The organism is Streptomyces sp. NBC_00104, from assembly GCF_045160825.1.
In the GTDB taxonomy this organism is placed as follows: domain Bacteria; phylum Actinomycetota; class Actinomycetes; order Streptomycetales; family Streptomycetaceae; genus Streptomyces.
Genome location: NZ_CP108215.1, coordinates 10,562,859 through 10,586,429, shown reverse-complemented (window position 1 = coordinate 10,586,429; position 23,571 = coordinate 10,562,859). Strand labels below are relative to the sequence as shown.

Genomic DNA, 23,571 nt, shown 5'->3' with positions numbered 1-23,571 from the left:
GTCACCTTCTTGGTCGGGTATCGGATTTCCACCGGGGGTCGTTCACCGGAGGGGCGTTCACCGGCTCCGGTGGCGCCAGTCGGGCCGGTCGCCGGTCACATCCGTGAAGCCGTGCTCCTCGGCGAGCTCCCAACTGGCGTACAGGTCTCCCGACCTGCCGGGTGCGTGCGGGTCGGCGGCCGGCCGCGCCACACCGCGCCGCAGGTGGCGCGGGCTCGCGGAGAACGCGAAGAGCGCGTCGGCGGCGATCGCCTCGCGCCGGTTCTCCTCGCTCACCCCGACGTGGTCGGGCATCGCCTGCGAGCGCGGGAGTCCCGGGGTGACGGCCACGGCCGCGACGTGGTGCCGTGCCAGTTCCGCGGCCTGGGCGCGGGCGAGCCGGACCACCGCGTGTTCGGCCGGGTCGCAGCAGAGGTCGTCGCGGTGGCCGTCGGTGCCGCCGGCCTCCTGGACCAGGGCCGCGGTCTCCTCGGTGGTCTCCGGGCGGCCCCTCTCGAAGGGGGTGCCCGGCACAGGTGCGGCCGGTGACGTACACGGTCGCGCCGGCTGCGCCGGGTCCGGTGGCGATGCCGCGGCCGCAGCCGCGTGGCCGTCGGCGACGACGGCCACGCGGCCTTTGAGCGGGTGCCTGGAGCTCACACGATCCCCTGTGCGAAGGAGAACAGGCGGTGCGGGTCGTAGGTGCGCTTGACGGTGGTGAGCCGCTCGTAGTTCTCGCCGTAGTAGGAGGACTTCCAGTCGGTGAGCGCGGGGTCGATGAAGTTCTGGTAGCTCTCCTTGTTGGAGAGCGGGTCGATGACCGCGAAGGCCTTGTCGTCCCAGGCGCGGGCGGCCGCCTCGTCCTCCGGGGTGGGGCTGGGGTCGGACAGCCCCACCGAGAAGCCGGTGTAGAACTCGGTGTCCCGGTGGACGTACGCCGCCGCGGTGCGCTCGACGTCGTTGGCGGCGCCGCCGAAGGCGAAGAGGCTGAGGTAGCGGAACTGCCCGGGGCGCCGGTCGGCGTAGAAGACGTTCAGCATGTCGTGCAGGCCCTGGTCGGGGACGGGGCCGGAGAACATCCGGTTGCGGTCGAGCGCGAAGTTCTCCCGGGGCAGTTTCGCCTCGGGGGTGTAGCCGACGGTGTGGCACTGCTGCGGTGTCAGGTCGGCGCAGCCGTACCAGGACATCATGGCGTCGCGGTAGGACAGTTCCTTGATGTCCCGGGTCGCGGGTGCCGAACCGGCCATGGAGATCAGCGAGTCGAGGACCGCCGGGAACCTGTCCGGCGCGCCCAGCCAGGCGCCGTAGACCATGAGGTCGACGGCGTCGCTGCCGGCGTCGGTCATCTGCAGGCCCAGGGCCGCCCCCAGTTCGCGGGGGCCGTCGATCACCCAGTTCTGCCAGGCGGCCATGAGCCGCTGGGCGGCGTCGGCCGGCCAGGTGAGCTGGAAGTTCACCATGGAGCGCACGTCGAACGCCCGCATCTCGTAGCGGGTGACGACACCGAAGTTGCCGCCGCCTCCGCCGCGCATCGCCCAGAACAGGTCGGGGTGCTCCTTGGGGGAGGCCCGCACGACGCGCCCGTCGGCGAGGACGACCTGCGCGGAGACGAGGGTGTCGCACGCCATGCCGTACTGGCGGGTCAGCCAGCCCAGGCCGCCGCCCTGCACGAAGCCGCCGGGGCACACCCCGGGACAGATGCCGCTGGCCACGGCGATGCCCTGGGGGGCGAGTTGCTGGAGGACGTCGACCTGCTGGGCGGCGGGGCCCACGTGGACGGTGCGCGTGCCGAGGCGGACCGTATCGAGGCGGGAGAGGTTGAGCACCAGGCCGTCGGAGACGGAGTAGCCGCCGAAGCTGTGGCCGCCGCTGCGGATCGTCGGCCGGATCGCGTGGTCCTGCGCGAACTTCAGGGCCGTGCGGACGTCCTCGGTGTTGTCCAGGTAGGCGACGGCCTGCGGTCTGACCCGGTCGTAGTAGCCGATGTAGATCTTGCGGGCGCGGTCGTAGTCCGCCTCCCCCGGCAGGACGACGTCCCCCGACAGGTGGCGCCGCAGCGCGTTCCAGTCGGGGCCCGCGGCGCGGCGGCGGCCGGACGGCGCGGCCCCCGCGGTGGGGGCGGACAGGGCACCGCCGAGTGCGGTGGCGGCGCCGGCGCCTATGCCCAGGCGGACGGCTCCTCTGCGGTTGATCATGGTTCTCCCCCGGTTGTCGGCTGTGGTGCGGAAAAGGGCGGTGCGGGTGGGACAGGCGGGGCGCAGGGCCGGTTGTGGGTTCCTCGCCGGCCGTCGGCCTTGAGCACCGTAACGGGCCGCGCGGGGCAAAACGCCGTTTTCCGCCCGGACTCGAGCGGTCGTCGAGCGGAAGTCCAGCGGGCCGCCGGATGCCTGCCCGGCGGGGGCGTCTCAGAGGGGGGCGGCGTCGTGGCCGTGCACCGGGTGTCCCAGGCGGTAGACGCCGCGCACCTCGGTCAGCGCCGCCATGTCCAGGACCGGGTCGGCCCCCAGGACGAGCAGATCGGCGTCGGCGCCCGGCGCGAGGCGTCCCTTGCGGCCCTGGACCCCGCAGGCCTCGGCCGCCTCGCCGGTGACCATGCGCAGCGCGGCGGCACCGTCGACGCCGAGCCGCACGGCATCGCGCACGCCCTCGACGAGTGCGTCGTGGGGCTTGGTCGGCCCGATCCCGGCGTCCGAGCCCAGGACGATCCGGGCGCCCGCCGCCCTCAGCGGCGGCAGCACCGTCGCCAGGCACTGGAGCATCTTCGCGGCCAGCGGCGGCGCGGCGGCCCGGTCCGCGCAGACGTCCCCGGCCGTCAGCGAGGCGAAGGTCCCGGCGCTCACGAGCGCGTCGATGACGGCGGCCCGCGGACGGAAGCGGTCGCCCGTCATGAACGAGACGTGTTCGACCGTCGCGAAGCCCGCGCGCGCCGCGTCGAGGATGGCGGCCGGGGCGTGCGCGTGCGCGGCCGTGTTCATTCCCAGAGCGTGCGCCTGTTCGGCCACGGCCCGCAGTTCGTCCGCGGTGAACTGCCGCAGGGAGGGGTCGCTGCCCGGGGTGACGCTGCCGCCGCTGGCCATCACCTTCACCGTGTGGCAGCCGCGGTCGAACCGCTCGCGCACCGCGCGCCGCAGCGCGTGCGCCCCCGCGGTGCCGCCGCCGAGGAAGTGGCAGTGGCCCCGGGGCGTGGTCAAGGGGGGCCCGGCGGCGAGCAGTTCGGGCAGTTCGTGCCGGCGGGGTGCGGCGGCGTCGCGTACCGCCACGACCGCGTAGTCGCGGTCGCCCAGGTCCCGGACGGTGGTGATGCCCGCCCGCAGGGCGCGGGCGGCGGCCGCCCGGACGTTGGCGTGCAGGGTGGCCTGCGGGTCCGCGGTGACGGCGGCGACGGCGTCGGGCCCGGCGTTCCAGCACAGATGGCTGTGGGCGTCGATGAGCCCGGGCAGCAGGAAGGAGCCGGGCCCCAGTTCATGGACGGCCGCGTCGCAGGGGGGAGCGGTGTTGGCCGTCTCGACGCCGGTGATGACCCCCTGCCGTATGAAGACGGTGCCCGGTCCGCGCACCCGGTCACCGTCGAAGATGTTCGCGGCCCGGACGGCGGTCAGGCGGCCGGGCTCGGCAGGGGCGGGTGGGTGCACGGTCGGCTCCGTCTTCTTCTCGCGTGCGGGCCGGGGCCCGGGGCCCGGTGGCGGACGCCGCGGCCGGGCCGCCGGCCCCGGGGGGGTGAGGGCCGGCGGCCGGCGGTCGCGGGGGGGGCTGGTTCCCCAAGTGAAGCGGGGTCCGCCCGGCAGGGCCACGGTCCCCCACCGGGGCTCGAGCGATCCTGGAGGGCACGGGGCGCACGGGGCGCACGGGGCGGGGGCGCGTCCGGCCGGCCAGGACACGGACGTCGGCCGGGCGGTGGCCGTGTCACCATCGGCCGGCGGTGGCCGCCGGCCCCGCTGCACCAGCGGTGCAGTTTCGCTCGGGGATCCGTCGAGCACGGCGCGGAATTCGCGGCGGATGTCCTCCTCTGTCCCGTGTGGGACCGCCTCCCCCCGGGGTGACGCACGTAGCGTGCCAGGCGACGCATGCCAGGGGAGGATCACATGGACAGCAGCACGATCGCGGTCGTCACCGGTGCGGCGCGCGGCATCGGCCGGGGCACGGCGCTCGTCCTCGGCGAGGCCGGCGCGACCGTCTACGTCACCGACCGGGAGTCCCGCGGGCGGCGCTACAGCGACCTGCCGGGAACCGTGGAGGACACGGCCGAGCAGGTGACGGCCCGTGGCGGCACGGGGATCGGGGTGGTCGTCGATCACGCCGACGACAAGGCGGTGGCCGCCCTGTTCGACCGGATCCGTGCCGAACAGGGCGGCATCGACCTCATGGTCGCCAACGCCTTCAACGGCAACGCGCTGCCCTTCGTGGGCGGGCCGTTCTGGACACTGCCGCTGGAACACTGGTCGAACATGGTCGACGTCGGTGTCCGCAGCCACATGGTCTCCGCCTGGCACGCCGCACCGCTGCTCATCGAGCGTCGCGGCCTGCTGGTCTTCACCGGCTACACCGATCCCGGCTCCGAGGTCCTGGGCGGGCACGTGTTCTACGACCTGGCGATGACGGCCGTGAGCCGGCTCGCCCGCACCGTCGCGCACGACCTGCGCCCGCACGGCGCCACGGCGCTGGCGCTCTCGCCGGGGTTCACCCGCACCGAGGCGGTCATGGCGGCGACCAGCGCGGACCGGATTCCGGCGGACACCGACTCGCTGGAATTCCCCGGCCGCGCAATCCACGCGCTGTTCGAGAGCGCGCACCTCGACCGGTACGCGGGGCGGACCGTTCCGGTCGCGGAACTCGCCTCGGCCTTCAAGCTCCGCGACATCGACGCCTAGGGGCTTCTGACGGAGCTCCGTGGAAGAAGGAGCGGCGGTCGGTGCGTGCTCCCGGCGTGCCGGGCGGAAGTCCTCGTAGCGGAGCTAGTCGGGCTTTCGTCCGGTGCGGCGAGAGTGCGTGCCGGGCGTCGCGACGCCGCGGAGATCCATCAGAAGCCCCCTAGCCGCCCGCACCGCGCTCCCGCGCGGTGCGGGTCCGGCGGCTCCACGGACGGTCAAGCCCGCCTCGACCGGCGCGGTCGTGACCGGACCGATACTGCCGATGTCCGTGCACCGTTCCGCCGTGCACGGCGACCACTTCGACCAGGGAGGGCCGCGGTGCCCCTGTTGACCCGTCCCCTGCCCCGTCCCCGAGCGCGGCGCAGACGCCTGGGCGCGCTCGTGGCCGCCGCCGGGCTCCTGTGCACGCTCCTGACGACGACTCAGGCGGGTGCGGCCCCCGGCCCCGGCACCACCGCGCCGTCCCCGGGCGGCGTCCCGGCTCCCGACGGGATCGTCCACTCGGCCAACATCGAACCCGTGGCCAGTCTCCCCAACCAGGCGCTGCCGGGCTTCAACACGGATATCGCCTTCCAGGGGAGGTACGCCTTCGCGGGCAACTTCGACGGTTTCCGGATCTTCGACATGAGCGTGCCCGCGTCCCCGAAGACCGTCGCCCAGGTCTTCTGCCCGGGCTGGCAGAACGACATATCCGTCTCAGGGAACCTGCTCTTCCTGTCCACCGACTCCTCGCGCAGCGACGACTCCTGCGCCAGCACCGAACAGCCGGAGACCGAGAAGTCCTCCTGGGAGGGCATGAAGGTCTTCGACATCAGCGACAAGGCGAACCCGAAGTACGTCGCCGCCGTCGAGACCCCCTGCGGCTCGCACACCCACACCCTGGTGCCCGAGCGCCGGAGCGTCTACATCTACGTCTCCTCCTACGGCCCCAGCGCCACCTACCCCGACTGCCGGCCGCCGCTCGACGGCATCTCGGTCATCAAGGTGCCGCGCGGCGCCCCGCACAAGGCCGCCGTGGTCGGCTTCCCGGTGCTCTTCCCCGGCGACGGACCGGACGGCGGCGGCAACCCGGGCGAGCCCACCCACCCGGGCGTCACCAAGACCACCGGCTGCCACGACATCACCGTGCTGCCCTCCGAGGACCTCGCGGCAGGCGCCTGCATGGGCGACGGCGTCCTCCTCGACATCGCCGACCCCGAGCGCCCCCGGGTCATCGACCAGGTCCAGGACAACGTCAACTTCGCGTTCTGGCACTCGGCGACCTTCAACCAGAAAGCCGACAAGGTCGTCTTCACCGACGAGCTGGGCGGCGGCGGCGCGGCCACCTGCAACGCGGAGATCGGACCCGACCGAGGCGCCGACGGCATCTACGACATCGTCGGCAAGGGCGACCGGCGCAAGCTCGTCTTCAGGAGCTACTACAAGATCCCGCGCCACCAGACGGCCACCGAGAACTGCGTCGCCCACAACGGCTCACTGATCCCGGTCAAGGGCAAGGACATCATGGTCCAGGCCTGGTACCAGGGCGGTGTCTCCGTCTGGGACTTCACCGACTCCGCCAGGCCCAGGGAGATCGCCTACTTCGAGCGCGGCCCGCTCACCACGGACGCCGTCGCATGGGGCGGCTCGTGGTCGGCGTACTACTACAACGGCCACATCTACTCGAGCGACCTGGTCAAGGGGCTCGACGTCCTGAAGATCAACGACAGGCGGACCGACCCCGCGCGGAAGATCCGGCTGCGCGAGCTCAACGTGCAGACCCAGCCGGACTACTTCGGCGCCGACGACTGACCGCGCACGGGGGCCGGCGCAAACGCGGCCGCGGGCACGGGTTCCGGCACGGACGCCCGGCCCTCGGCGCCGGGTGCCGGCGCCGAGGGCCGGGCGCTCACACGCCGCTGGCGGCGGGACGGTCGTCGCGGGGCGCGGCGGGCAGGCGGCGCGGGGACGTGCCGGCCCGGTAGCGGGCCGGGCGGACGGTACCGGGCAGGACGCGTGCGGGCAGCGGTGGCGCTCCGCAGTCGGCGGCCAGGTGCCGGGCGCGCCGCAGGACCCCGCCGGCGGTGAAGTCGTCCCCCAGGTCGTGCAGGCAGTCCCCCAGGTCGGCCAGCGCACGGGCGAGCTCCGGGCGGTCGGCGCAGGCGCGCAGTTCGACGATCGCCCGGGCGAGCGTGGCCGGCCGCCGGGCCGGTTCCTCGGTGGCCGCCAGCAGACGCAAGGCGACGCCCCGGTACCTGGGGCCGAGGACGGCGGTGCGGGCGAGCTGTTCGCGGACCAGTTCCGCGGCCTGCCGGCAGCGGCCCAGCCCCAGCAGGGCCTCGGCCGCGTCGGTCCGCCAGGGAAGGTGCAAGAACAGGCCCGCGTCGGGACGGTTCACCCCTCCCCCGGTCCGCCGGAAGTCGGCGAGGGCCTCCGCGGGGCGCCGCACGGCCAGGCGGTGCCGGCCGCGGGCCCTGAGGTACGGCAGGGCGTACGCCGTGGACGGCAGCGGTCCGCGGGCGGCGTCGCGCAGTTGCCGGTCCGCCTCCTCGTACCGGCCCGTCTCGGTCAGTGTCTGCGCCAGGACCGCCGCCGGCCACAGCACCAGGGCACCGCCGGGCGGGGCGGCCCGTACCGCGGCGGCGGCCTCACGCTCGGCCCACCCGGCGTCGCCCAGGCACAGCAGGGACTCCGCGCGCAGCGCGCCGAACGCGGCCTGCCAGCCGGGTGTCCTGGCGTGCGGGGCACCCCCGAGCAGGTGTGCGCAGCGGTCGGCCGCCCGGCGCGGGTCGCCGGACAGCAGCAGGGCCTGGGCGTCCCGCAGCCGGGGCTCGGACAGCATCGGGCACGGCGGGAGCTGCGCGTGGAGGGCCATGGCGCCAAGTGAACCCCGGGCCCGTGGCAGGGGCCACGGATCTCGAGCGCGGCTCAAGCGGTCCTGCGGGCCCCGCCCCGCCCCGTCCCGCCCCGTCCGGTGCGGCCGGTCCAGTGCGGTGCGGTGCGGCGGGGTGCGGTGCCTGCCGTGCGCGCCGCCCGTGCCGATCCGGTGTCAGCGGGCGGCCGAGAGGGCGTGGGGACCGCGCAGGGCGCGGTGGATGTTCCGGTGGATCTCCAGGGTCGCGGTGGACCGGTTGAGAGTGATGTAGTGCAGGCCGGGAGCGCCCTCGGCCAGCAGCCGTTCGGCCATGGCGGTGGCGTGCTCGACGCCGACGCGGTGTCCGTCCGCCGGGTTGCCGCGGCAGGCGTCCAGCCTTCGGGCGAGGTCGTCGGGGAAGGTGGCGTGGGACAGTTCGGCGAACCGCGCGATCTGCCGGACGTCGGTCGCGGGCATGATCTCGGGGATGACCGGGGTGTCGCAGCCCGCCGCCGCGACCCGGTCGCGCAACCGCAGGTAGTCCTCCGCCCGGAAGAACATCTGGGTGACGGCGTAGTCGGCGCCCGCACGGCACTTGGCCACGAAGTGGCGGATGTCGGTGTCCCAGTCGGGCGAACGGGGGTGGCGCTCGGGGAAGGCGGCCACGCCCACGCTGAAGCCGCCCGACCTGCGCACCAGCGAGACCAGTTCGTGGGCGTGGGTGAAGCCCCCGGGATGCGGGACCCAGGGCGCGTTCGGGTCGCCCGGCGGGTCGCCGCGCAGTGCGAGCACGTCGCGCACGCCCGCGTCCGCGTACTGGCCGATGATGTGTCTCAGCTCGTCGGCGGAGTGGCCCACGGCGGTCAGGTGCGCCACGGGCCGCAGCGTGGTCTGGGCGGCGATGCGTTTGGTGACCTCGATCGTGCGCTCCCGCGAGGAGCCGCCGGCCCCGTAGGTGACCGAGACGAAGGTGGGGGCGAGCGGTTCGATCCGGCGGATCGCGTTCCACAGCGTCCGGGTCCCGGCGTGTGTCTTCGGCGGGAAGAACTCGAAGGAGACGGAGTGGGCGCCGCCCGCCAGGATCTCCCGCAGGGTGCTCAAGGCCGGCCCCCCGCGCTGAAATAGCCCGCCTCGGGGTGGTGGACCACGAGGGCGTCGGTGGACTGTTCGGGATGCAGCTGGAACTCCTGCGACAGGCGCACACCGATGCGTTCCGGCTGCAGCAGTTCAGCGATCTTGGCGCGGTCCTCCAGGTCGGGGCAGGCCGGGTAGCCCAGGGAGTAGCGGCACCCCTGGTACTCGGTGCGCAACAGGCCGTCCAGTGAGCGGGCGTCGCCGGCGGCGATACCGAGTTCGGCGCGCACCCGGGCGTGCCAGTACTCGGCGAGTGCCTCGGCCAGCTGCACGGACAGCCCGTGCAGTTCGAGGTAGTCGCGGTAGGCGTCGGCCTCGAAGAGCCTGGCGGTCTCCTCGCCGATGCGGGAGCCGACGGTGACGACCTGGAGGCCGACGACGTCCATCTCGCCGGAGTCCTCGGGGCGGAAGAAGTCGGCCAGGCACAGCCGGCGGCCGCGGCGCTGGCGGGGGAAGGAGAAGCGGGTGCGTTCGTTGCCCTGCTCGTCCAGGATGATCAGGTCGTCGCCCTTGGAGACGCAGGGGAAGTAGCCGTGGACGACGGCCGCTTCGAGGAGGTTGCCGGTCTGGAGCCGGTCCAGCAGGCCGCGCAGGCGGGGCCGGCCCTCGGTCTCGACCAGCTCCTTGGTCAGGCCCCACTGGCCGCGGAACAGCGCGGTCTCGTCGAGCCAGGCCGCGTACTCCTTGAGCTGGATGCCCTTGACGACGCGGGTGCCCCGGAACGGGGGTGTGGGGACGGGGTTGTCGGTGGCCACGTCGGAGCGGACGTGCCCCTCCTCCGGGCGCTCCTCGACCGCGGTGGCCGTGGCCGTCGCCCGTACCCGGCGCTGCCTGAGCTCGGGCAGCTTCGCGCCCGGCACGCCCCGTTTGACGCCGATCAGGGCGTCCATCAGCCGCAGCCCCTCGAACGCGTCCCGGGCGTAGCGGACCTCGCCCTCGTAGATCTCGTGCAGGTCCTGCTCGACATAGGCGCGGGTCAGGGCGGCCCCGCCGAGGATGACCGGGTAGTCGGCGGCCAGCTTGCGCTGGTTGAGCTCCTGAAGGTTCTCCTTCATGATCACCGTGGACTTGACCAGCAGCCCGGACATCCCGATCACATCGGCCCGGTGCTCCTTGGCGGCGTCCAGGATCGCCGAGACCGGCTGCTTGATACCGAGATTGACCACCGTGTAGCCGTTGTTGGACAGAATGATGTCCACGAGGTTCTTGCCGATGTCATGGACGTCACCGCGCACCGTGGCCAGCACGATGGTGCCCTTGCCCTCGTCGTCGGTCTTCTCCATGTGCGGCTCCAGATGCGCCACCGCACTCTTCATGACCTCGGCGGACTGCAGCACGAACGGCAGCTGCATCTGGCCGGAGCCGAACAGCTCACCGACCACCTTCATCCCGTCCAGCAGCGTGTCGTTGACGATGTCCAGCGCCGGCCGCTCCCGCAGGGCCGCGTCCAGGTCGGCCTCCAGGCCGTTCTTCTCACCGTCGATGATGCGGCGCTTGAGCCGCTCCTCCAGCGGCAGCGCCGCCAGCTCCTCGGCCTTGCCCGCCTTCAGCGACCTGGCGGTGGCGCCCTCGAACAGCGCCATCAGCTTCTGCAGCGGGTCATACCCCTCGGCCCGCCGGTCATGGATGAGGTCCAGAGCGGTGGTGACCTCCTCCTCGCTGAAGCGGGCGATCGGCAGGATCTTCGAGGCGTGCACGATCGCCGAGTCCAGGCCCGCCTTCACACACTCGTCCAGGAAGACGGAGTTCAGCAGGATCCGGGCGGCCGGGTTCAGACCGAAGGAGATGTTCGACAGCCCCAGCGTGGTCTGCACCTGCGGATGGCGGCGCTTGAGCTCACGGATCGCCTCGATGGTGGCGATACCGTCCCCGCGGGACTCCTCCTGACCGGTACAGATCGTGAAGGTCAGGGTGTCGATGAGGATGTCCGACTCGTGGATACCCCAGTTCCCGGTCAGATCCGCGATCAGCCGTTCGGCGATCTCGACCTTCTTCTGCGGGGTGCGGGCCTGCCCCTCCTCGTCGATGGTCAGCGCGATCAGCGCCGCCCCGTGCTCCCGCGCCAGCTGCGTGACCTTCGCGAAGCGGGAGGCGGGGCCGTCACCGTCCTCGTAGTTGACGGAGTTGATGACCGCCCGCCCGCCCAGCTTCTCCAGCCCGGCCCTAATGACGGGCACCTCGGTGGAGTCCAAAACGATGGGCAGGGTCGAGGCGGTGGCGAACCGGCCGGCCAGCTCGGCCATGTCGGCCACACCGTCACGGCCCACATAGTCCACACACAGGTCGAGCATGTGGGCGCCCTCACGGATCTGGTCGCGGGCCATCTCCACACAGTCGTCCCAGCGGGCCTCCAGCATCGCCTCACGGAACTTCTTCGACCCGTTGGCGTTCGTCCGCTCCCCGATCGCCATGTACGCGGTGTCCTGGCGGAAGGGCACGCTCTGGTAGAGGGAGGCGGCACCCGGCTCGGGACGCGCCTCGCGCGGGGCGGGCGTGAGGCCACGGACCCGCTCCACCACCTGCCGCAGATGCTCGGGCGTGGTCCCGCAGCAACCGCCGACCAGGGACAGACCGTACTCGCGGACGAAGTTCTCCTGGGCGTCGGCCAGGCCCTTGGGACCGAGGGGGAAGTGGGCGCCGTCCCTGGTCAGTACCGGCAGGCCGGCGTTGGGCATGCACAGCAGCGGGATGCGGGAGTGGCGGGCCAGATGGCGCAGGTGCTCGCTCATCTCGGCGGGGCCGGTCGAGCAGTTCAGGCCGATCATGTCGATGCCCAGCGGCTCCAGCGCGGTCAGCGCGGCGCCGATCTCCGAGCCCAGCAGCATGGTGCCGGTCGTCTCGAACGCCAGCGACACCAGCAGGGGAACCTGGGCGCCCGCCGCCCGCATCGCGCGGCGGGCGCCCAGGACGGCGGCCTTCGTCTGGAGCAGGTCCTGCGTGGTCTCCACGATCAGCGCGTCCGCGCCGCCGGCGAGCAGGCCCTCCGCGTTGGCCTGGAAACCGTCCCGGATCGTCGTGTACCCGATGTGGCCCAGGGTGGGCAGTTTGGTGCCCGGGCCGATGGAGCCCAGCACCCACCGCTGCCGGCCGTCGCGGGCGGTGTACTCGTCCGCCGTCTCGCGGGCGATCCGCGCCCCCGCCTCGGACAGTTCGTGCACACGATCGGGGATGTCGTACTCCGCCAGGGCCGCGTGGTTCGCGCCGAAGGTGTTGGTCTCCACGCAGTCCACACCCGCCTCGAAGTACGCGGCGTGCACCGAGCGCACGATGTCGGGGCGGGTGGCGTTGAGGACCTCGTTGCAGCCCTCCAGCTGCTGGAAGTCCTCCATGGTCGGGTCCTGCGCCTGCAGCATCGTGCCCATCGCGCCGTCGGCGACCACCACACGGGTGGCCAGCGCCTCGCGCAGGGCGTCCGTCCGGGTCGTGTTCACTACGCCTCCCTCGGGCTGGGGCGGCCGGCCGTTTCAGAGGCCGGCCGCGTCCTTCAGGTGCCGGGCGCGGTCGGTGCGCTCCCAGGTGAAGTCGGGCAGTTCGCGGCCGAAGTGGCCGTAGGCGGCGGTCCGCGTGTAGATCGGGCGCAGCAGGTCGAGGTCGCGGATGATGGCGGCCGGGCGCAGGTCGAAGACCTGGGCGATGGCGTCCTCGATACGGTTCTGGGGGACCTCGCCGGTGCCGAAGGTCTCCACGAACACGCTGACCGGTTCGGCCTTGCCGATCGCGTACGCCACCTGCACCTCGCAGCGCTCGGCCAGGCCCGCGGCCACGACGTTCTTGGCGACCCAGCGCATCGCGTAGGCGGCGGAGCGGTCGACCTTGGAGGGGTCCTTGCCGGAGAAGGCGCCGCCGCCGTGGCGGGCCATGCCGCCGTAGGTGTCGATGATGATCTTGCGGCCGGTCAGGCCGGCGTCGCCCATGGGGCCGCCGATCTCGAAGCGTCCGGTCGGGTTGACCAGCAGGCGGTGGTCCTCGGTGTCCAGTTTGATGCCGTCCTCGGCCAGGCCGGCCAGCACGTGGTCGACGACGTGGCGGCGGATGTCCGGCGCGAGCAGTGTGTCGAGGTCGACGTCGGCGGCGTGCTGCGAGGAGACGACGACCGTGTCCAGGCGGACCGGGGTGTGGCCCCGGTACTCGAGGGTGACCTGGGTCTTGCCGTCGGGCCGCAGGTAGGGCACGGTGCCGTTCTTGCGCACCTCGGCCAGGCGGCGGGACAGCCGGTGGGCGAGCTCGATGGGCAGCGGCATCAGGGACGGTGTCTCGTCGGTGGCGTAGCCGAACATCAGGCCCTGGTCGCCGGCGCCCTGCCGGTCCAGTGCGTCGTCGGCGCCGGCCGTCCGGGCCTCGTAGGCGGTGTCGACGCCCTGGGCGATGTCGGGCGACTGGGCGCCGAGGGAGAGGGAGACGCCGCAGGAGGCGCCGTCGAAGCCCTTGGCGGAGGAGTCGTATCCGATGGACAGGACGGTGTCGCGGACGATCTGGGCGATCGGCGCGTAGGCCGTGGTGGTGACCTCTCCGGCGATGTGGACCTGGCCGGTCGTGATCAGTGTCTCGACGGCCACACGGGCGTGGGGGTCCTGGCGCAGCAGGGCGTCCAGGACGGCGTCGCTGATCTGGTCGGCGATCTTGTCGGGGTGGCCCTCGGTCACGGACTCCGAGGTGAACAGGCGACGGGACATGTCTCTCCAGGGGTGTAGGGGGGTCGCGTGACGGCCGGCCGGCCGTCCCTGGCTCATGGCGGCGCCGCCGGGGCCGGTCATCCGGTGCGTCCGGGGTGCCCGGCCTGGGCGGCGGCGGTTTCGAGCAGCCGGGCGAGGCGGTCCGCGCCGGTCGCGGCGCCGGTGAGCACCGTGAGCGGGGGCCGGCCGCCGGCCGCCGCGATACGCCGGGCGATCTCGTAGGCGGTGCTTCCGCCGCCGGAGAAGCCGCCCAGGACCAGGAGCCGGCCGGCGCGGGCCAGGGGGCGTAGCGCGGTGTACCGGGCGTGCGGCCCGCCGGGTACCGCGCGCAGCAGGATCACCGCTTCGGGGCCCTGGTAGGCGCGGGCGAGCCGGTCGTAGCGGGCGCGGGGGACGTGGGGGGTCTGGAGCAGGCAGACGGTGCCCGCCCGGGCGTCGGCGGCGGCCCGCAGCGGCAGCAGTGGGGGCTGCGCCTGGGCGTGTGGCCGGGTGTCCGCGCGGTGGGCGGCGCCGGTGGGTGGGGTGGGGGGTGACGCGGGCGTCGTGGTGGTGTCGGCGGCGGGCAGCAGCCGCAGCAGGTCGGCCACGGTCGTGGAGTCGTCGGCCACGTAGGGCAGTTCGCCCAGGAGCAGGGCGCTGTGGGTCAGGACGTCGGTGGCGTCGGCGATCCGGGAGCGGTCGTGGACGGCGGTCAGGACGAGCTGTTCGTCGCCGTCGTGGTGGGCGACGAGCGTGAGGGGGAAGGCCGTGGGGGTTCCCAGGGTCTCGGGGTGCTCCACGCGGATGCCGCGGGCGGCGAGGGCGGCGGTCAGGTCGTCCGGGTCGCGGAACCTGTTCTCGAAGACGAGGAGGGTGCCGTCCTCGGTGCCGGTGGGGCTGCGCGTGCCGTCCTCGGTGCCGGTGGGGCTGCGCGTGCCGTCCTCGGTGCCGGTGGGGCTGCGCGTGCCGTCCTCGGTGCCGGTGGGGCTGCGCGTGCCGTCCTCGGTGCCGGTGGGGCTGCGCGTGCCGTCCTCGGTGCCGGTGGGGCTGCGCGTGCCGTCCTCGGTGCCGGTGGGGCTGCGCGTACCGTCCTCGGTGCCGGTGGGGCTGCGCGTGCCGTCCTCGGTGCCGGTGGGGCTGTGCGTACCGTCCTCGGTGCCGGTGGGGCTGTGCGTACCGTCCTCGGTGCCGGTGGGGCTGTGCGTACCGTCCTCGGTGCCGGTGGGGCTGTGCGTACCGTCCTCGGTGCCGGTGGGGCTGTGCGTACCGTCCTCGGTGCCGGTGGGGCTGTGCGTACCGTCCTCGGTGCCGGTGGGGCTGTGCGTACCGTTGGCCGCGTGGTGCTGCGGGGCCGTCCAGGAGCGGATCTGTCCCGGTGAGAGCCATTCATAGGCCGAGCGTTCCAGGATCCGGTCGCGCAGATCGCTGAGCAGCGTCGCCACGGTGGAGTGGGGGGCGACCTCGACGGACAGCGGCCAGGCGGTGCTCAGCGCGGCCGGCATGCGGGGGGCGCCCTCGAAGGGGATGCCGCGTCCGGAGGCGGTGACGCTGAACCGGACGGGGGCCGCGGCCCGGGCCCCGCCGGCCCGGTACAGCAGCAGGGACCAGACGGCTTGCAGTGCGCCGCTCTCGGTGCTGCCCCAGCGTGCCGCCCAGGCGGCGAGCCGCTCGGTCTGGGCGGCACTCAGGCGCAGCCGGGTGCGTCCGACGGGGCCGGCCGGGGCGGGGGCGGTGTGCCGGGCGGGCCAGGCGGCCGCGGTGCGCGGCGGTACGGCCCGCGTCCAGAAGTCCCTGGCCGGGGCGGTGTCCTGACGGCGCAGCCAGCGGACGTAGTCGCGCAGATCGGGGCGCCGTTCACCGCCGGGCAGGCGGCCGTCCGCCAGGTAGGCGCGGTAGAACGCCCGCAGCAGCAGGCGTGCGCTCCAGTCGTCGAGCAGGGCGTGGTGGTAGGTGAGCAGGACCCGGGCGGGCTCGGCGGGGGGCGTGGGGGCGGGAGCGCCGGCGAGGACGGTGACGCGCAGGGCGCCGGGCCGGCGCGGGTCGATGCCGCGCCGGCGGTCGTCCTCCAGTACGTCGGGCCAGCGGGCGGTGCCGTGCGGCAGCCACAGCACCTCGGCGTCGGTGTGCTCGTGCCGTACGAGGAGGGGTTCGCAGCTGTCGTCGAAGGCGGTGCGCAGCACGCTCTCGTGGTCGACGACCGACTGCCAGGCGGTGTGGAAGCGTTCGCTGTCCAGGGGGCCGTGCCAGGCCCAGGCGAGCTGGGCGAGGTGCCGGCCGGGGAGGGCGTCGGCGTCGGCGAGCAGCTCGCGCTGCAGCGGGGTGGGCACCAGGGTGGGGGCGGGCCGTGCGGGCGTGGAGCGGGTGAGCAGGTCGGCGAGCAGGCCGTAGGGGAAGGCGTCGCCCGGTGTGTGCACGTCGTCGGCGGCCAGCCGCAGCGCGTGGTGCTCGTGGCCGAGGCGGTCGATCCGGTGACGCCACACCGGCGCGTCGGGGTTGTCGGCGGCGAGGTGGTCCAGGGCGGCCTCGAGCCGGGCCGGGCCCAGCGGGCCGCGCAGTTCGAGGGCGGGGGTGTCATAGGGGGGCCGGCCGAGGTCGACGACGACGGTCGTCATCTCCTCGGGCGGCGTGGATGAGGTGTGGTCGGCGGTCATCGGCTGTCCGGGGCGCGCACGTCCGCGTGGCCGCGCGTACGCCGCCCCTGGACGCGTACGGCTGTGTGCACGGCTTGTGCGGACGACTGCGGAGAACCCCCTGCCTCCCCTCTCTGCGAGCGCGCAACGAGTATGCGAAGGCCGGCCCATACGGGCCTGACACGGCGCTGACACGGCGGTGGTCCGGCGGTGGCCCCGCGGGTGCGGCGTGCCCGGCCGGGCACGGCGGGATGGCGCGGGTGCGGCCGGGCGGGAGCAGCGCGGGTGCCCTCCCCCAAGGCGACGGCGCGGGTGCCGTTTCGAAGGCGCGGCTCGTCCTGGCGTGCGGCCGGGCGGGAGCGGCGCAGGTGCCCTCCCCAAGGCGCGGCTCGTCCTGGCGGTGCGGCCAGGCGGGAGCGGCGCAGGTGCCCTCCCCAAGGCGCGGCTCGTCCTGGCGGTGCGGCCAGGCGGGAGCGGCGCAGGTGCCCTCCCCAAGGCGCGGCTCGTCCTGGGGTGGGCGGGAGCGGCGCGTGCACCGGCCGCTCGCCGTTGGGCCGGGAACCGGCGGGCGCGTGCCCTCGCCTGTCGCCCCGGTCGGGGGCGGAATTACCGGCCCTGCGTGGCGGTGCCGTCCAGCCGGGGCGGGGCAGCCCGGCGCCCGGGGGCGAGAGAGAGGGGTCAGCGCCGGGGCGGGTCGTCGGGGTGCAGCAGGCCGGCGACGGCGCTTATGAAGCCCTCGTCGAGCATGGTGTGGGGGGCGGTGTCGCGGGAGGTGTCGAGGCCGGTGTCGTAGCAGGCCACGCTGATGAGGTAGCGGCCGAGCACGCGGTGGGTCGCGAACGCCCATTCGTCCCGGGCCGCGGGCCGGCCGTCGGGGGTGAGCAGGCCGTTGCCGCCCACGCCGAAGCCGAACTCGGTGAAACCGAGCCGCATTCCCTGTCCGAGGGCCTTGGTGTAGGCCTCCTTCAGGGTCCACAGCCGCAGCAGTTCGGCGGCTCGCCGGGCTTCGGGCAGTTGTTGCAGTTCGGCGCGCTCGGCGGGTGTGCACACGTGGCTGTGGAGCAGGTCGAACGACATGGGCCGTCCGGCGGGTTCGGCGTCCACGCCGATCCGTCCGTTGCGGCTGACGCCGACGGCGATCAGGTCGTCGGTGTGGGTGAGGCTCACGTCGATCTGGTCCAGGCCGCGCAGATAGGGGCGTCCCCCGATCTTGTAGGCCAGGTCGAGTGCGGCCGGCTGTGTGCCCAGCGCGGCGGCGGCCGTGAACTTCGTGGCCATGCGGGAGGCCACGAACCGCAGGCGCACGACCGGTTCGGTGGTATGCCGGTAGCGCTGCCAGTCGCGGCCGAGCAGGTGCCGCAGCGTGGGGTCGGTGACGGCGGCGGTGAGCCATTCGCCCCAGGTGGTGTACACCACGGCGCTGCCCCGCAGGTCCATGTCCTCGCGCACCCCGTGCCAGGGCCCGTCGGGGCCGCTGACGTGGACCGGTTCGGGGATGCGGGCGGCGCCGGTCGGCCGGGCCGCCGCGGCCGGTTCGGTGTGCGTCAACGGGTTCACCCTGGCTGCCCTTCCTGTTCCGCGTTCTGCCCTTCCTTGCTCTGCCCTGTCTGTGCCGCCGGCCCCTTGGGCGGCCGGCGCCTTGGGCGGCCGGCGCCTTGGGCGGCCGGCGCCTTGGGTTTTCGGGGCCATCCGTCGGGCCGGCGCGCGTGCGGGGGTGCTGTCACTGGGCCAGGAGCGTGGCGTCCAGGTCGCAGCTGAGGCCGGTCCGGTAGCGGCGGAGCAGTTCTTCCAGTACCCGTGCCGCACAGCCGTCGGGCAGGTCGGGCACGGGGACGCCGAGCCGCTGGCCGATCCGGGACAGGGCGAGCACGGCCCAGGCCGGGTCGGAGAGGAAGGGGTCGCTGCCGTCCTGGCCCTCCCAGATGCCGAGGACCGCGGCGGCGCCGACGATCAGGCTGTAGCGGTCGCCGAGTACGCACACCGCGGGATCGGCGAGCGCCGGGGACCCGTACCCGGGCAGCCGCCGGCATGCCTCGCGCAGGGCCCGCAGTTCGGTGACGAACACCTCGGCCAGCGCGGCCAGCGCGGTGATCTGGCCGCCGGCGCGGCGGGCGGGGGCGAGCCGGGCGGCCGATCCGAGGAGGGAGGCGGCCATGAAGTCGCCGCCGCCGGCGATGCCCAGCAGCCGGTAGTCCAGCGGGGGCAGTTCGGCGCGTTCGCGAAACAGCGCGGGCGGCGGCTCCTCCTCGATGAACCAGGAGCTCTCGGCGAGGGTCCTGAGCTGCGGCACGATCACGGCCTGGCAGGCGGCGGTGCCGGCGTGGCCGAGTCCGGCGACGGGCAGGTCCCGCAGGAGCTTGTCGAGGGCGCCGTAGTGGGGGCTGCCGTGTTCGTAGCCGCGGGCGCCCAGCACGGTGGCGAGTTCCTCCAGGTCCTCCCGCAGCAGGTCGGGCACGACGTACTTGACGGCGGCGGCGAACAGATGGGCGGCTTCGGGCAGCAGCCCCAGGGCGCGCAGGGCGACCGTGGCCATGCTGTCGCAGGCCAGCAGGTCGGCGAAGACCCCGGTGAGCGGCTTGCCCCAGCGGCGGGCGACGGGGCCGCTGCGGCCGTCGGTCGCGGCCCGGACCGCGGAGTGCAGGACGGTGCCCGCGGCCGCGGTGAGGACCCCGCAGATCACGCTGCGGTTGACCTGGAACGTGCGCAGGGCGAGGGCGATGCCGTCTCCCGTGCCGCCGACGAGGGCGTCGCCGGGGACGGGGCGGCCGGTGAACTCCAGCCCGGAGAAGAGCGCCCCTCGCATGCCGGAGGTGGGCACCCGCGGGAGGTGGCGCACGCCCTCGCCGCCGGGCGGCCCGGCGTCGAACAGCACCGAGTGGCTGCGCGGGCCGCTGCCGGTGCGGGCGTAGACGACCCGCGCCGTGGCGCGTGCGGCGTTGATGATGACGTCCTTGCGTCCGTCGAGCCGGTAACCGCCGCCGGGCACGGCGCGGCCGGTGAACTCGTGCCGCAGGATCGCGTTGGCGTGGGCGAGTTCGTGGTGCAGGATCGCGGCCCGGCCGCCGGCGAGCAGCAGGCCGGCCAGGCGCCGGCGCTGTTCGGGGGTGCCGGCCGCCCAGACGGCGCCGGCGGCGAACAGCGAGGTGATGCCGTGGCCGAAGCCGAGGGCGACGTCGCGCCGGAAGACCGGGCGCAGGACGCGGGCGAGGAGATCGGCCCGGGTGAGCCGGCCGCCGTACTCGGCGGGCACGAACTCGGCGGCGAGCGCGGCCCCGGTGAGCAGTTCCTCGGTGGCGGCGGGCGGCTGACGGCGCTCGTCCGCGGCGAACAGGGCGCGCAGCCCGTGCGGGTTGGCGGGGTCGTAGGGGTCGCCGAGCAGGGCCTCGAGCCGGGCCGCGCGGCCCCGGGTGTCGGCCTCCCACTGACCGGGGCCGGCGGGCGTGGTCCCGATGGCGGTGGTGGTCATGGCTGACATCCTGACGAAGGCGGCTCAAAAGCGGTTCCAAAGCGGCTCGAAGACGACTCGAAGACGGCTCGGAGGCGGCTCGGAGGCGGCTCGGAGGCGGCTCGGAGGGCGGCTCGATCGGGCGCCCGGGTTCGGCCGGAGCACCGTTTCGCGCGCCTCCGGCGGCCGCTTGAGGACCTGCGCATGCGCGGGCCGGCACCGTCGCGGCCCTTCACCGCGGTCGACGGCACGGCGGAAAGGCTCCCGCCCGGTGCGTGCCGTCGCCTCCTGCCCGGCGACGGGCGGCCCGGTCACCGCGGCCCGGTCACCGCGGCCCGGTCATCGCGGCCCGGTCATCGCGGCCCGGTCATCGCGGCCCGGTCACCGATTCCGCGTGCCGGCGGGCCAGGTGGAGGGTGGCGGTGGAGTTGCGGCCCAGGGCCTCGCGGACGTGGCGGCGGGCCTGGGCGAGGTCCGCGTCGGGGCCCAGGACGCGCCGCACGGCCTCCTCGCGGAGCAGGACGCTGTGCTGCGCGACAGCCATCACTCCGTGTTCACCGTGCAGGACGTTCCACTCGCCGGTGTGCGCCTGCATGAGGGCCGGCGTGACGGTCTGCTTGTAGACGATGCGGCCGGCGTGCGGGAAGCACAACCGGAGCGAGGCGGTGGTGACCAGCCCGTCGGCGGTGAGCGTGTCCATCGTCACGACCTGCACCCCGGGGGTGTCCTCGGTCAGCTCCAGCCGCGACACGTGCGGGATCCGCCGGGGCCAGTCGCCGACCCGGTACAGGAAGTCGTACACCGGCTCGACGGGCGCGTCGATCGCCACCGCGTCCTCGAAGGAGAGCACCAGTTCGTCGAACCGTGTCCACCGCTCGGCGAGCGAGCGCAGACTGCCCAGCTCGGCCGGGGAGTTGACGCCCAGGGCCCGCTCCGTCCAGGCGACGTCCTCGGCCCGGTCGCCGTGGACCGTGAAGTCGTGCAGCAGGGTCAGCAGGCTGCTCCCGCCCGGACGTTCCTCGACGACCCAGGTGCCGTTCATGGTCCTCACGGGCGCCTGCAGGTGCTGCTGGCAAAACTGCACGCACCGGGTGCGCGGGTCCTGCACGCGCGTGGAGATCCAGGATCTGACCTGGCTGCCGGCGGTCGCCCACATGCGCAGCCGCTCGTTGGTCCCGTCGAACTCCAGCCGCTCCACATGCACGGTCGAGGGCAGGAGCAGAGGCCACCGGACCGCGTCCGAGATCAGTCCGTACACGACACCGGCCGGTGCGGCCACCTCGATCGAGTGCGACGTACGGTGCACGCGCTCACCCGTCACCACAAGCACCCTTCCCTTCGTCGTCGAGACCTCGGCCGCGGTCGGCACCGCGGCCACATCCGCCGAACCCGCCGAACCCGCCGAACCCGCCGAACCCGCCGAACCCGCCGAACCCGCCGAACCCGCCGAGCCCGCCGAGCCCGCCGAGCCCGCCGAGCCCGCCCGGCCGTGGGGGCGACGCCGGGCGCGAGGCCCCGGGAGGCGCCGGTCCGGCTGCCGGGAGACCTCCGGCCCCGGAGCGCCCCGCCCCGCCCCCGCCCCCTCCCCCGTCCCGCCCGGTCCCGCCCGGTCCCGTTCCGTTCCGTTCGGTCTCGTTCTTGTTCCGTCGGTGACCGGTGCGGCGGGTGGCGGGCCGCGGTCAGTGTTCCCTGGGCCGGTATGTGGAGGCGGGCCGGGCGACGTCCGGTTCGGGGGGTGCCTGCCCGGCCAGCGGGGCGGCCGGGCGCAGCGGGGCCAGGGCCCGGTTCAGCGCGGCGCGGGTGAGCCGGTCCCCGCGTGCGGCGACATAGCCGTCCGGGCGCACCAGCAGCCAGCAGCCCGGGGCCAGTTGGAGCGCGGCGCGCAGCCGGGCGCCGGTGTCGGCGAGGGGGGCGGGCCCGTCGGGGCCCGTACCGCCCACCGTCCGCACCGACAGCCACTCGCCGTACTGGACAGCGGCCGTCAGGGCCACGCCGACGGGGGTGTCGCCGGGGCCGGTGCCGCCCGCGGCCAGCAGCAGCGACCAGCGGGGATCGCGCAGTTCGTCGTGCAGGGCGCGGCAGCCCGGCGCGCGCGGGTGGTGGACCGGCGCCGCCGTGATCCGTGTGCCGGGGGCGGGGGTGGCCGGGGGGATCCGCACGGGCACGGACATCGCCAGGAAGCCGGTTTGGGCGTCCTCGTCGCAGGCGGTGGTGGTCAGGCAGGACGCGCCGTATCCGATGCGCAGTCCGGACATGCCGCCGAGCACCTTGCGCTGGACGGCGCGGCGCAGCGCGGGCAGCGCCCGTACGGCGGCGAAGACGGCCGGCAGCGCGGCCGCGGCGAGCAGGTTCTTCAGCTGGACGAGGAAGGTGGCGGTGCGGGCGGAGCCGAGCAGCGCCTCGCCGAGGGGCACCCGCTCCTGGCTGTAGGTGGCCAGCAGTTCGCTTCCGGCGTGTCCCTGTTCCACCTGGGCGAGTTTCCAGGCGAGGTTGTACGCCTCCTGGATGCCGGTGTTCATGCCCTGTCCGGAGGCGGGGCTGTGCACGTGGGCGGCGTCCCCGGCCACGAAGACGCGGCCGTCCTGCATGCGCTGCACCATCCGCTGCCGGAAGGTGAACACGGAGGTCCACACGGGTTCGCCGACCCGGACCCGGCGGCCGAACCCGGCCGGCAGCCTGGCGCTCAGCCGCTCGGCGGCACCGTCTTCGCCGGATGCGCCGGGGGCCGGGGCGGTGTCGAGGAGGCGCCAGTGCCCGTCGCGGGCGTAGGGCACCGTCAACCGGGCCTGGCCGCCGGTGTGGGTCCAGTAGACGGTGTCGGGCGGCAGGTCGGTGCCTGCGGGCGCGTCGGCGAGCATCCACGTCTCGCTGCTGTGGCCGGGCAGTTCCGGACCGAGCAGGCGGCGCACGGTGCTGTGTCCCCCGTCGCAGCCGACCAGCCAGCCGGTCTCGGCGCTCTCCTGGCCGCCGTCGGCCCGTGCCAGCCGCACGCGCACCCGCTCGGTGTCCTGCTCCAGTCCCGTCAGCCGTACGCCCCACTCGATGTCGACCCCGCACCGGGCCACCGCTTCGCGCAGCACGGCCTCGGTCTCGGTCTGGGGGATGACCAGCGTGTACGGGTAGGAGGTGGGCATCGTGGAGTAGTCGGCCTCCAGGCGGACCGGCCGGCGTCCGCCGGCGTACATGGTGAAGGCCCGGTTCTTGCGCCCGCGTGCCGTCATGGCGTCGACGACGCCCATCTGCGCGAACGTCTCCAGTGTGCGCGGATGCACGGCCACGGCCCTGCTGGTGCGGGCGGGCCCGGCCGCGGCGTCGACGACCCGCACCCGCAGCCCCCTGCGGGCCAGTTCGTAGGCGGCGGTCAGTCCGACGGGGCCCGCGCCGACGACCATCGCCCGGGGCCGGCCGGGGTGGGCCCTCACGCGCTCGCCTCCACCGTCTCGTACCGTCCCCGGTCGGGCGTGGCCGGCGGGCGCAGGCTCTGGAGCAGGGTCTGGAACTCCTGGCCGCGCACGGCCCGGCGGTGGGCGGCGGTGTCCTGCCGGAGGGCCGGTTCCAGGAAGCGGCCGAGGCCGCCGTGCACGGTCAGCTTGTTGACGAAGGTCACCATGTTGACGGTCAGCTTGTTGACGAAGGTCACCATGGTCTGCTCCTGGCGGGTTCGGTCAGGGGGTGGGGGTGAACGGCCCGACGGCGGCCCGTGCCCGCAGCCGGGTGCGGACCAGGGCACGGGCCGGCTTGCCGGTGGGGGTGCGGGGTACGGCGTCGCAGGCTTCGGTGAGGCGGATCCGCCCGAAGGGGGCGAGGCGTTCGTCGGCGCGGGCCGCGATGGCGTGCAGGGGGCCGTCGCCGTCGTGGTTCCCGGGCGTCTCGCGCAGGACGATGCCCGCCCGGACGAGGTGGGCGAGCGCGGTCTGGCGGGCGTTGGCGACCGGATCGCGGTGGGTGAGCAGTACGCGTACACCCTTGGGCCGGCCGGTGGTGCCGGTGGTGAACTGCGCGCAGGCGACGGTGTCCCGGCCGGGGGCGG

General features: G+C 74.4%; 15 protein-coding genes and 1 pseudogene. 2 read left to right on the top strand and 14 right to left on the bottom strand.

Going from position 1 to position 23,571, the window contains the following annotated elements:
- Nucleotides 1-57 precede the first annotated feature (57 nt).
- The 3 genes from OG272_RS46195 to OG272_RS46185 form a co-directional block, all read right to left on the bottom strand.
- On the bottom strand, nt 58-639 hold the full coding sequence (locus OG272_RS46195; protein WP_405892097.1) for a hypothetical protein: 582 nt from the start codon (nt 637-639) through the stop codon (nt 58-60).
- Entirely contained in the window at nt 636-2,174 is a 1,539-nt protein-coding gene (locus OG272_RS46190; protein WP_326585317.1) for an FAD-binding oxidoreductase, read from the bottom strand. The genes OG272_RS46195 and OG272_RS46190 overlap by 4 nt, the downstream gene beginning before the upstream one ends.
- 210 nt (nt 2,175-2,384) lie before the next feature.
- The gene (locus tag OG272_RS46185; protein WP_327726224.1) at nt 2,385-3,611 is read right to left on the bottom strand and encodes an amidohydrolase family protein; all 1,227 of its coding nucleotides are present in this window, start codon (nt 3,609-3,611) and stop codon (nt 2,385-2,387) included.
- A 450-nt stretch (nt 3,612-4,061) separates the two neighbouring features.
- On the opposite strand from OG272_RS46185, the gene OG272_RS46180 reads away from it, so the two are divergent.
- A complete protein-coding gene (locus OG272_RS46180) occupies nt 4,062-4,847 on the top strand; it encodes an SDR family oxidoreductase (protein ID WP_326585315.1) in 786 nt (261 codons plus the stop codon).
- Nucleotides 4,848-5,165: 318 nt separating this feature from the next.
- Nucleotides 5,166-6,638 carry an LVIVD repeat-containing protein gene (locus OG272_RS46175; protein WP_405892099.1) on the top strand — a complete coding sequence of 491 codons (1,473 nt, stop codon included), beginning with the start codon at nt 5,166-5,168 and terminating at the stop codon, nt 6,636-6,638.
- A 97-nt stretch (nt 6,639-6,735) separates the two neighbouring features.
- Here OG272_RS46175 and OG272_RS46170 read toward each other — a convergent pair whose 3' ends face one another.
- The 11 genes and pseudogenes from OG272_RS46170 to OG272_RS46120 all read right to left on the bottom strand — a co-directional run.
- Entirely contained in the window at nt 6,736-7,701 is a 966-nt protein-coding gene (locus tag OG272_RS46170) for a hypothetical protein (protein ID WP_327726225.1), read from the bottom strand.
- A gap of 174 nt (nt 7,702-7,875) precedes the next feature.
- Complete coding sequence (gene metF, locus OG272_RS46165; RefSeq protein ID WP_326585313.1) at nt 7,876-8,781, bottom strand: methylenetetrahydrofolate reductase [NAD(P)H]; 906 nt, start codon at nt 8,779-8,781, stop codon at nt 7,876-7,878.
- Complete coding sequence (gene metH, locus OG272_RS46160) at nt 8,778-12,245, bottom strand: methionine synthase (protein WP_405892102.1); 3,468 nt, start codon at nt 12,243-12,245, stop codon at nt 8,778-8,780. The genes metF and metH overlap by 4 nt, the downstream gene beginning before the upstream one ends.
- A gap of 33 nt (nt 12,246-12,278) precedes the next feature.
- A complete protein-coding gene (gene metK, locus OG272_RS46155) occupies nt 12,279-13,487 on the bottom strand; it encodes a methionine adenosyltransferase (RefSeq protein WP_326573073.1) in 1,209 nt (402 codons plus the stop codon).
- A gap of 77 nt (nt 13,488-13,564) precedes the next feature.
- Nucleotides 13,565-16,117 (bottom strand): condensation domain-containing protein, encoded by a 2,553-nt coding sequence (locus tag OG272_RS46150; RefSeq protein ID WP_405892104.1) that lies wholly within the window; start codon nt 16,115-16,117, stop codon nt 13,565-13,567.
- Nucleotides 16,118-16,774: 657 nt separating this feature from the next.
- A complete protein-coding gene (locus OG272_RS46145) occupies nt 16,775-17,644 on the bottom strand; it encodes a 4'-phosphopantetheinyl transferase superfamily protein (protein ID WP_327726229.1) in 870 nt (289 codons plus the stop codon).
- A gap of 172 nt (nt 17,645-17,816) precedes the next feature.
- Nucleotides 17,817-19,562, bottom strand: a complete 1,746-nt coding sequence (locus tag OG272_RS46140) for an acyl-CoA dehydrogenase (RefSeq protein ID WP_327726230.1) — start codon at nt 19,560-19,562, stop codon at nt 17,817-17,819.
- Nucleotides 19,563-19,908: 346 nt separating this feature from the next.
- The gene (locus OG272_RS46135) at nt 19,909-20,862 is read right to left on the bottom strand and encodes an aromatase/cyclase (protein WP_327726231.1); all 954 of its coding nucleotides are present in this window, start codon (nt 20,860-20,862) and stop codon (nt 19,909-19,911) included.
- Between the two features lie 358 nt (nt 20,863-21,220).
- Complete coding sequence (locus OG272_RS46130) at nt 21,221-22,963, bottom strand: FAD-dependent oxidoreductase (protein WP_405892107.1); 1,743 nt, start codon at nt 22,961-22,963, stop codon at nt 21,221-21,223.
- Nucleotides 22,960-23,184: a hypothetical protein gene (locus tag OG272_RS46125; RefSeq protein ID WP_405892109.1), complete on the bottom strand. Its 225-nt coding sequence runs from the start codon at nt 23,182-23,184 to the stop codon at nt 22,960-22,962. Before OG272_RS46125 ends, OG272_RS46130 begins: the two co-directional genes overlap by 4 nt.
- Before the next feature lie 22 nt (nt 23,185-23,206).
- A pseudogene (locus OG272_RS46120) lies at nt 23,207-23,527 on the bottom strand (hypothetical protein); the annotation flags it as partial.
- Between the last annotated feature and the right edge of the window lie 44 nt (nt 23,528-23,571).

Bases quoted from the DNA above. Each gene is read 5' to 3' on its own strand.
- OG272_RS46180 (WP_326585315.1), top strand. From the start codon at position 4,062: ATGGACAGCAGCACGATCGCGGTCGTCACCGGTGCGGCGCGCGGCATC.
- OG272_RS46125 (WP_405892109.1), bottom strand. From the start codon at position 23,184: ATGGTGACCTTCGTCAACAAGCTGACCGTCAACATGGTGACCTTCGTC.
- metK (WP_326573073.1), bottom strand. From the start codon at position 13,487: ATGTCCCGTCGCCTGTTCACCTCGGAGTCCGTGACCGAGGGCCACCCC.
- OG272_RS46190 (WP_326585317.1), bottom strand. From the start codon at position 2,174: ATGATCAACCGCAGAGGAGCCGTCCGCCTGGGCATAGGCGCCGGCGCC.
- OG272_RS46140 (WP_327726230.1), bottom strand. From the start codon at position 19,562: ATGACCACCACCGCCATCGGGACCACGCCCGCCGGCCCCGGTCAGTGG.
- OG272_RS46170 (WP_327726225.1), bottom strand. From the start codon at position 7,701: ATGGCCCTCCACGCGCAGCTCCCGCCGTGCCCGATGCTGTCCGAGCCC.
- OG272_RS46150 (WP_405892104.1), bottom strand. From the start codon at position 16,117: ATGACCGCCGACCACACCTCATCCACGCCGCCCGAGGAGATGACGACC.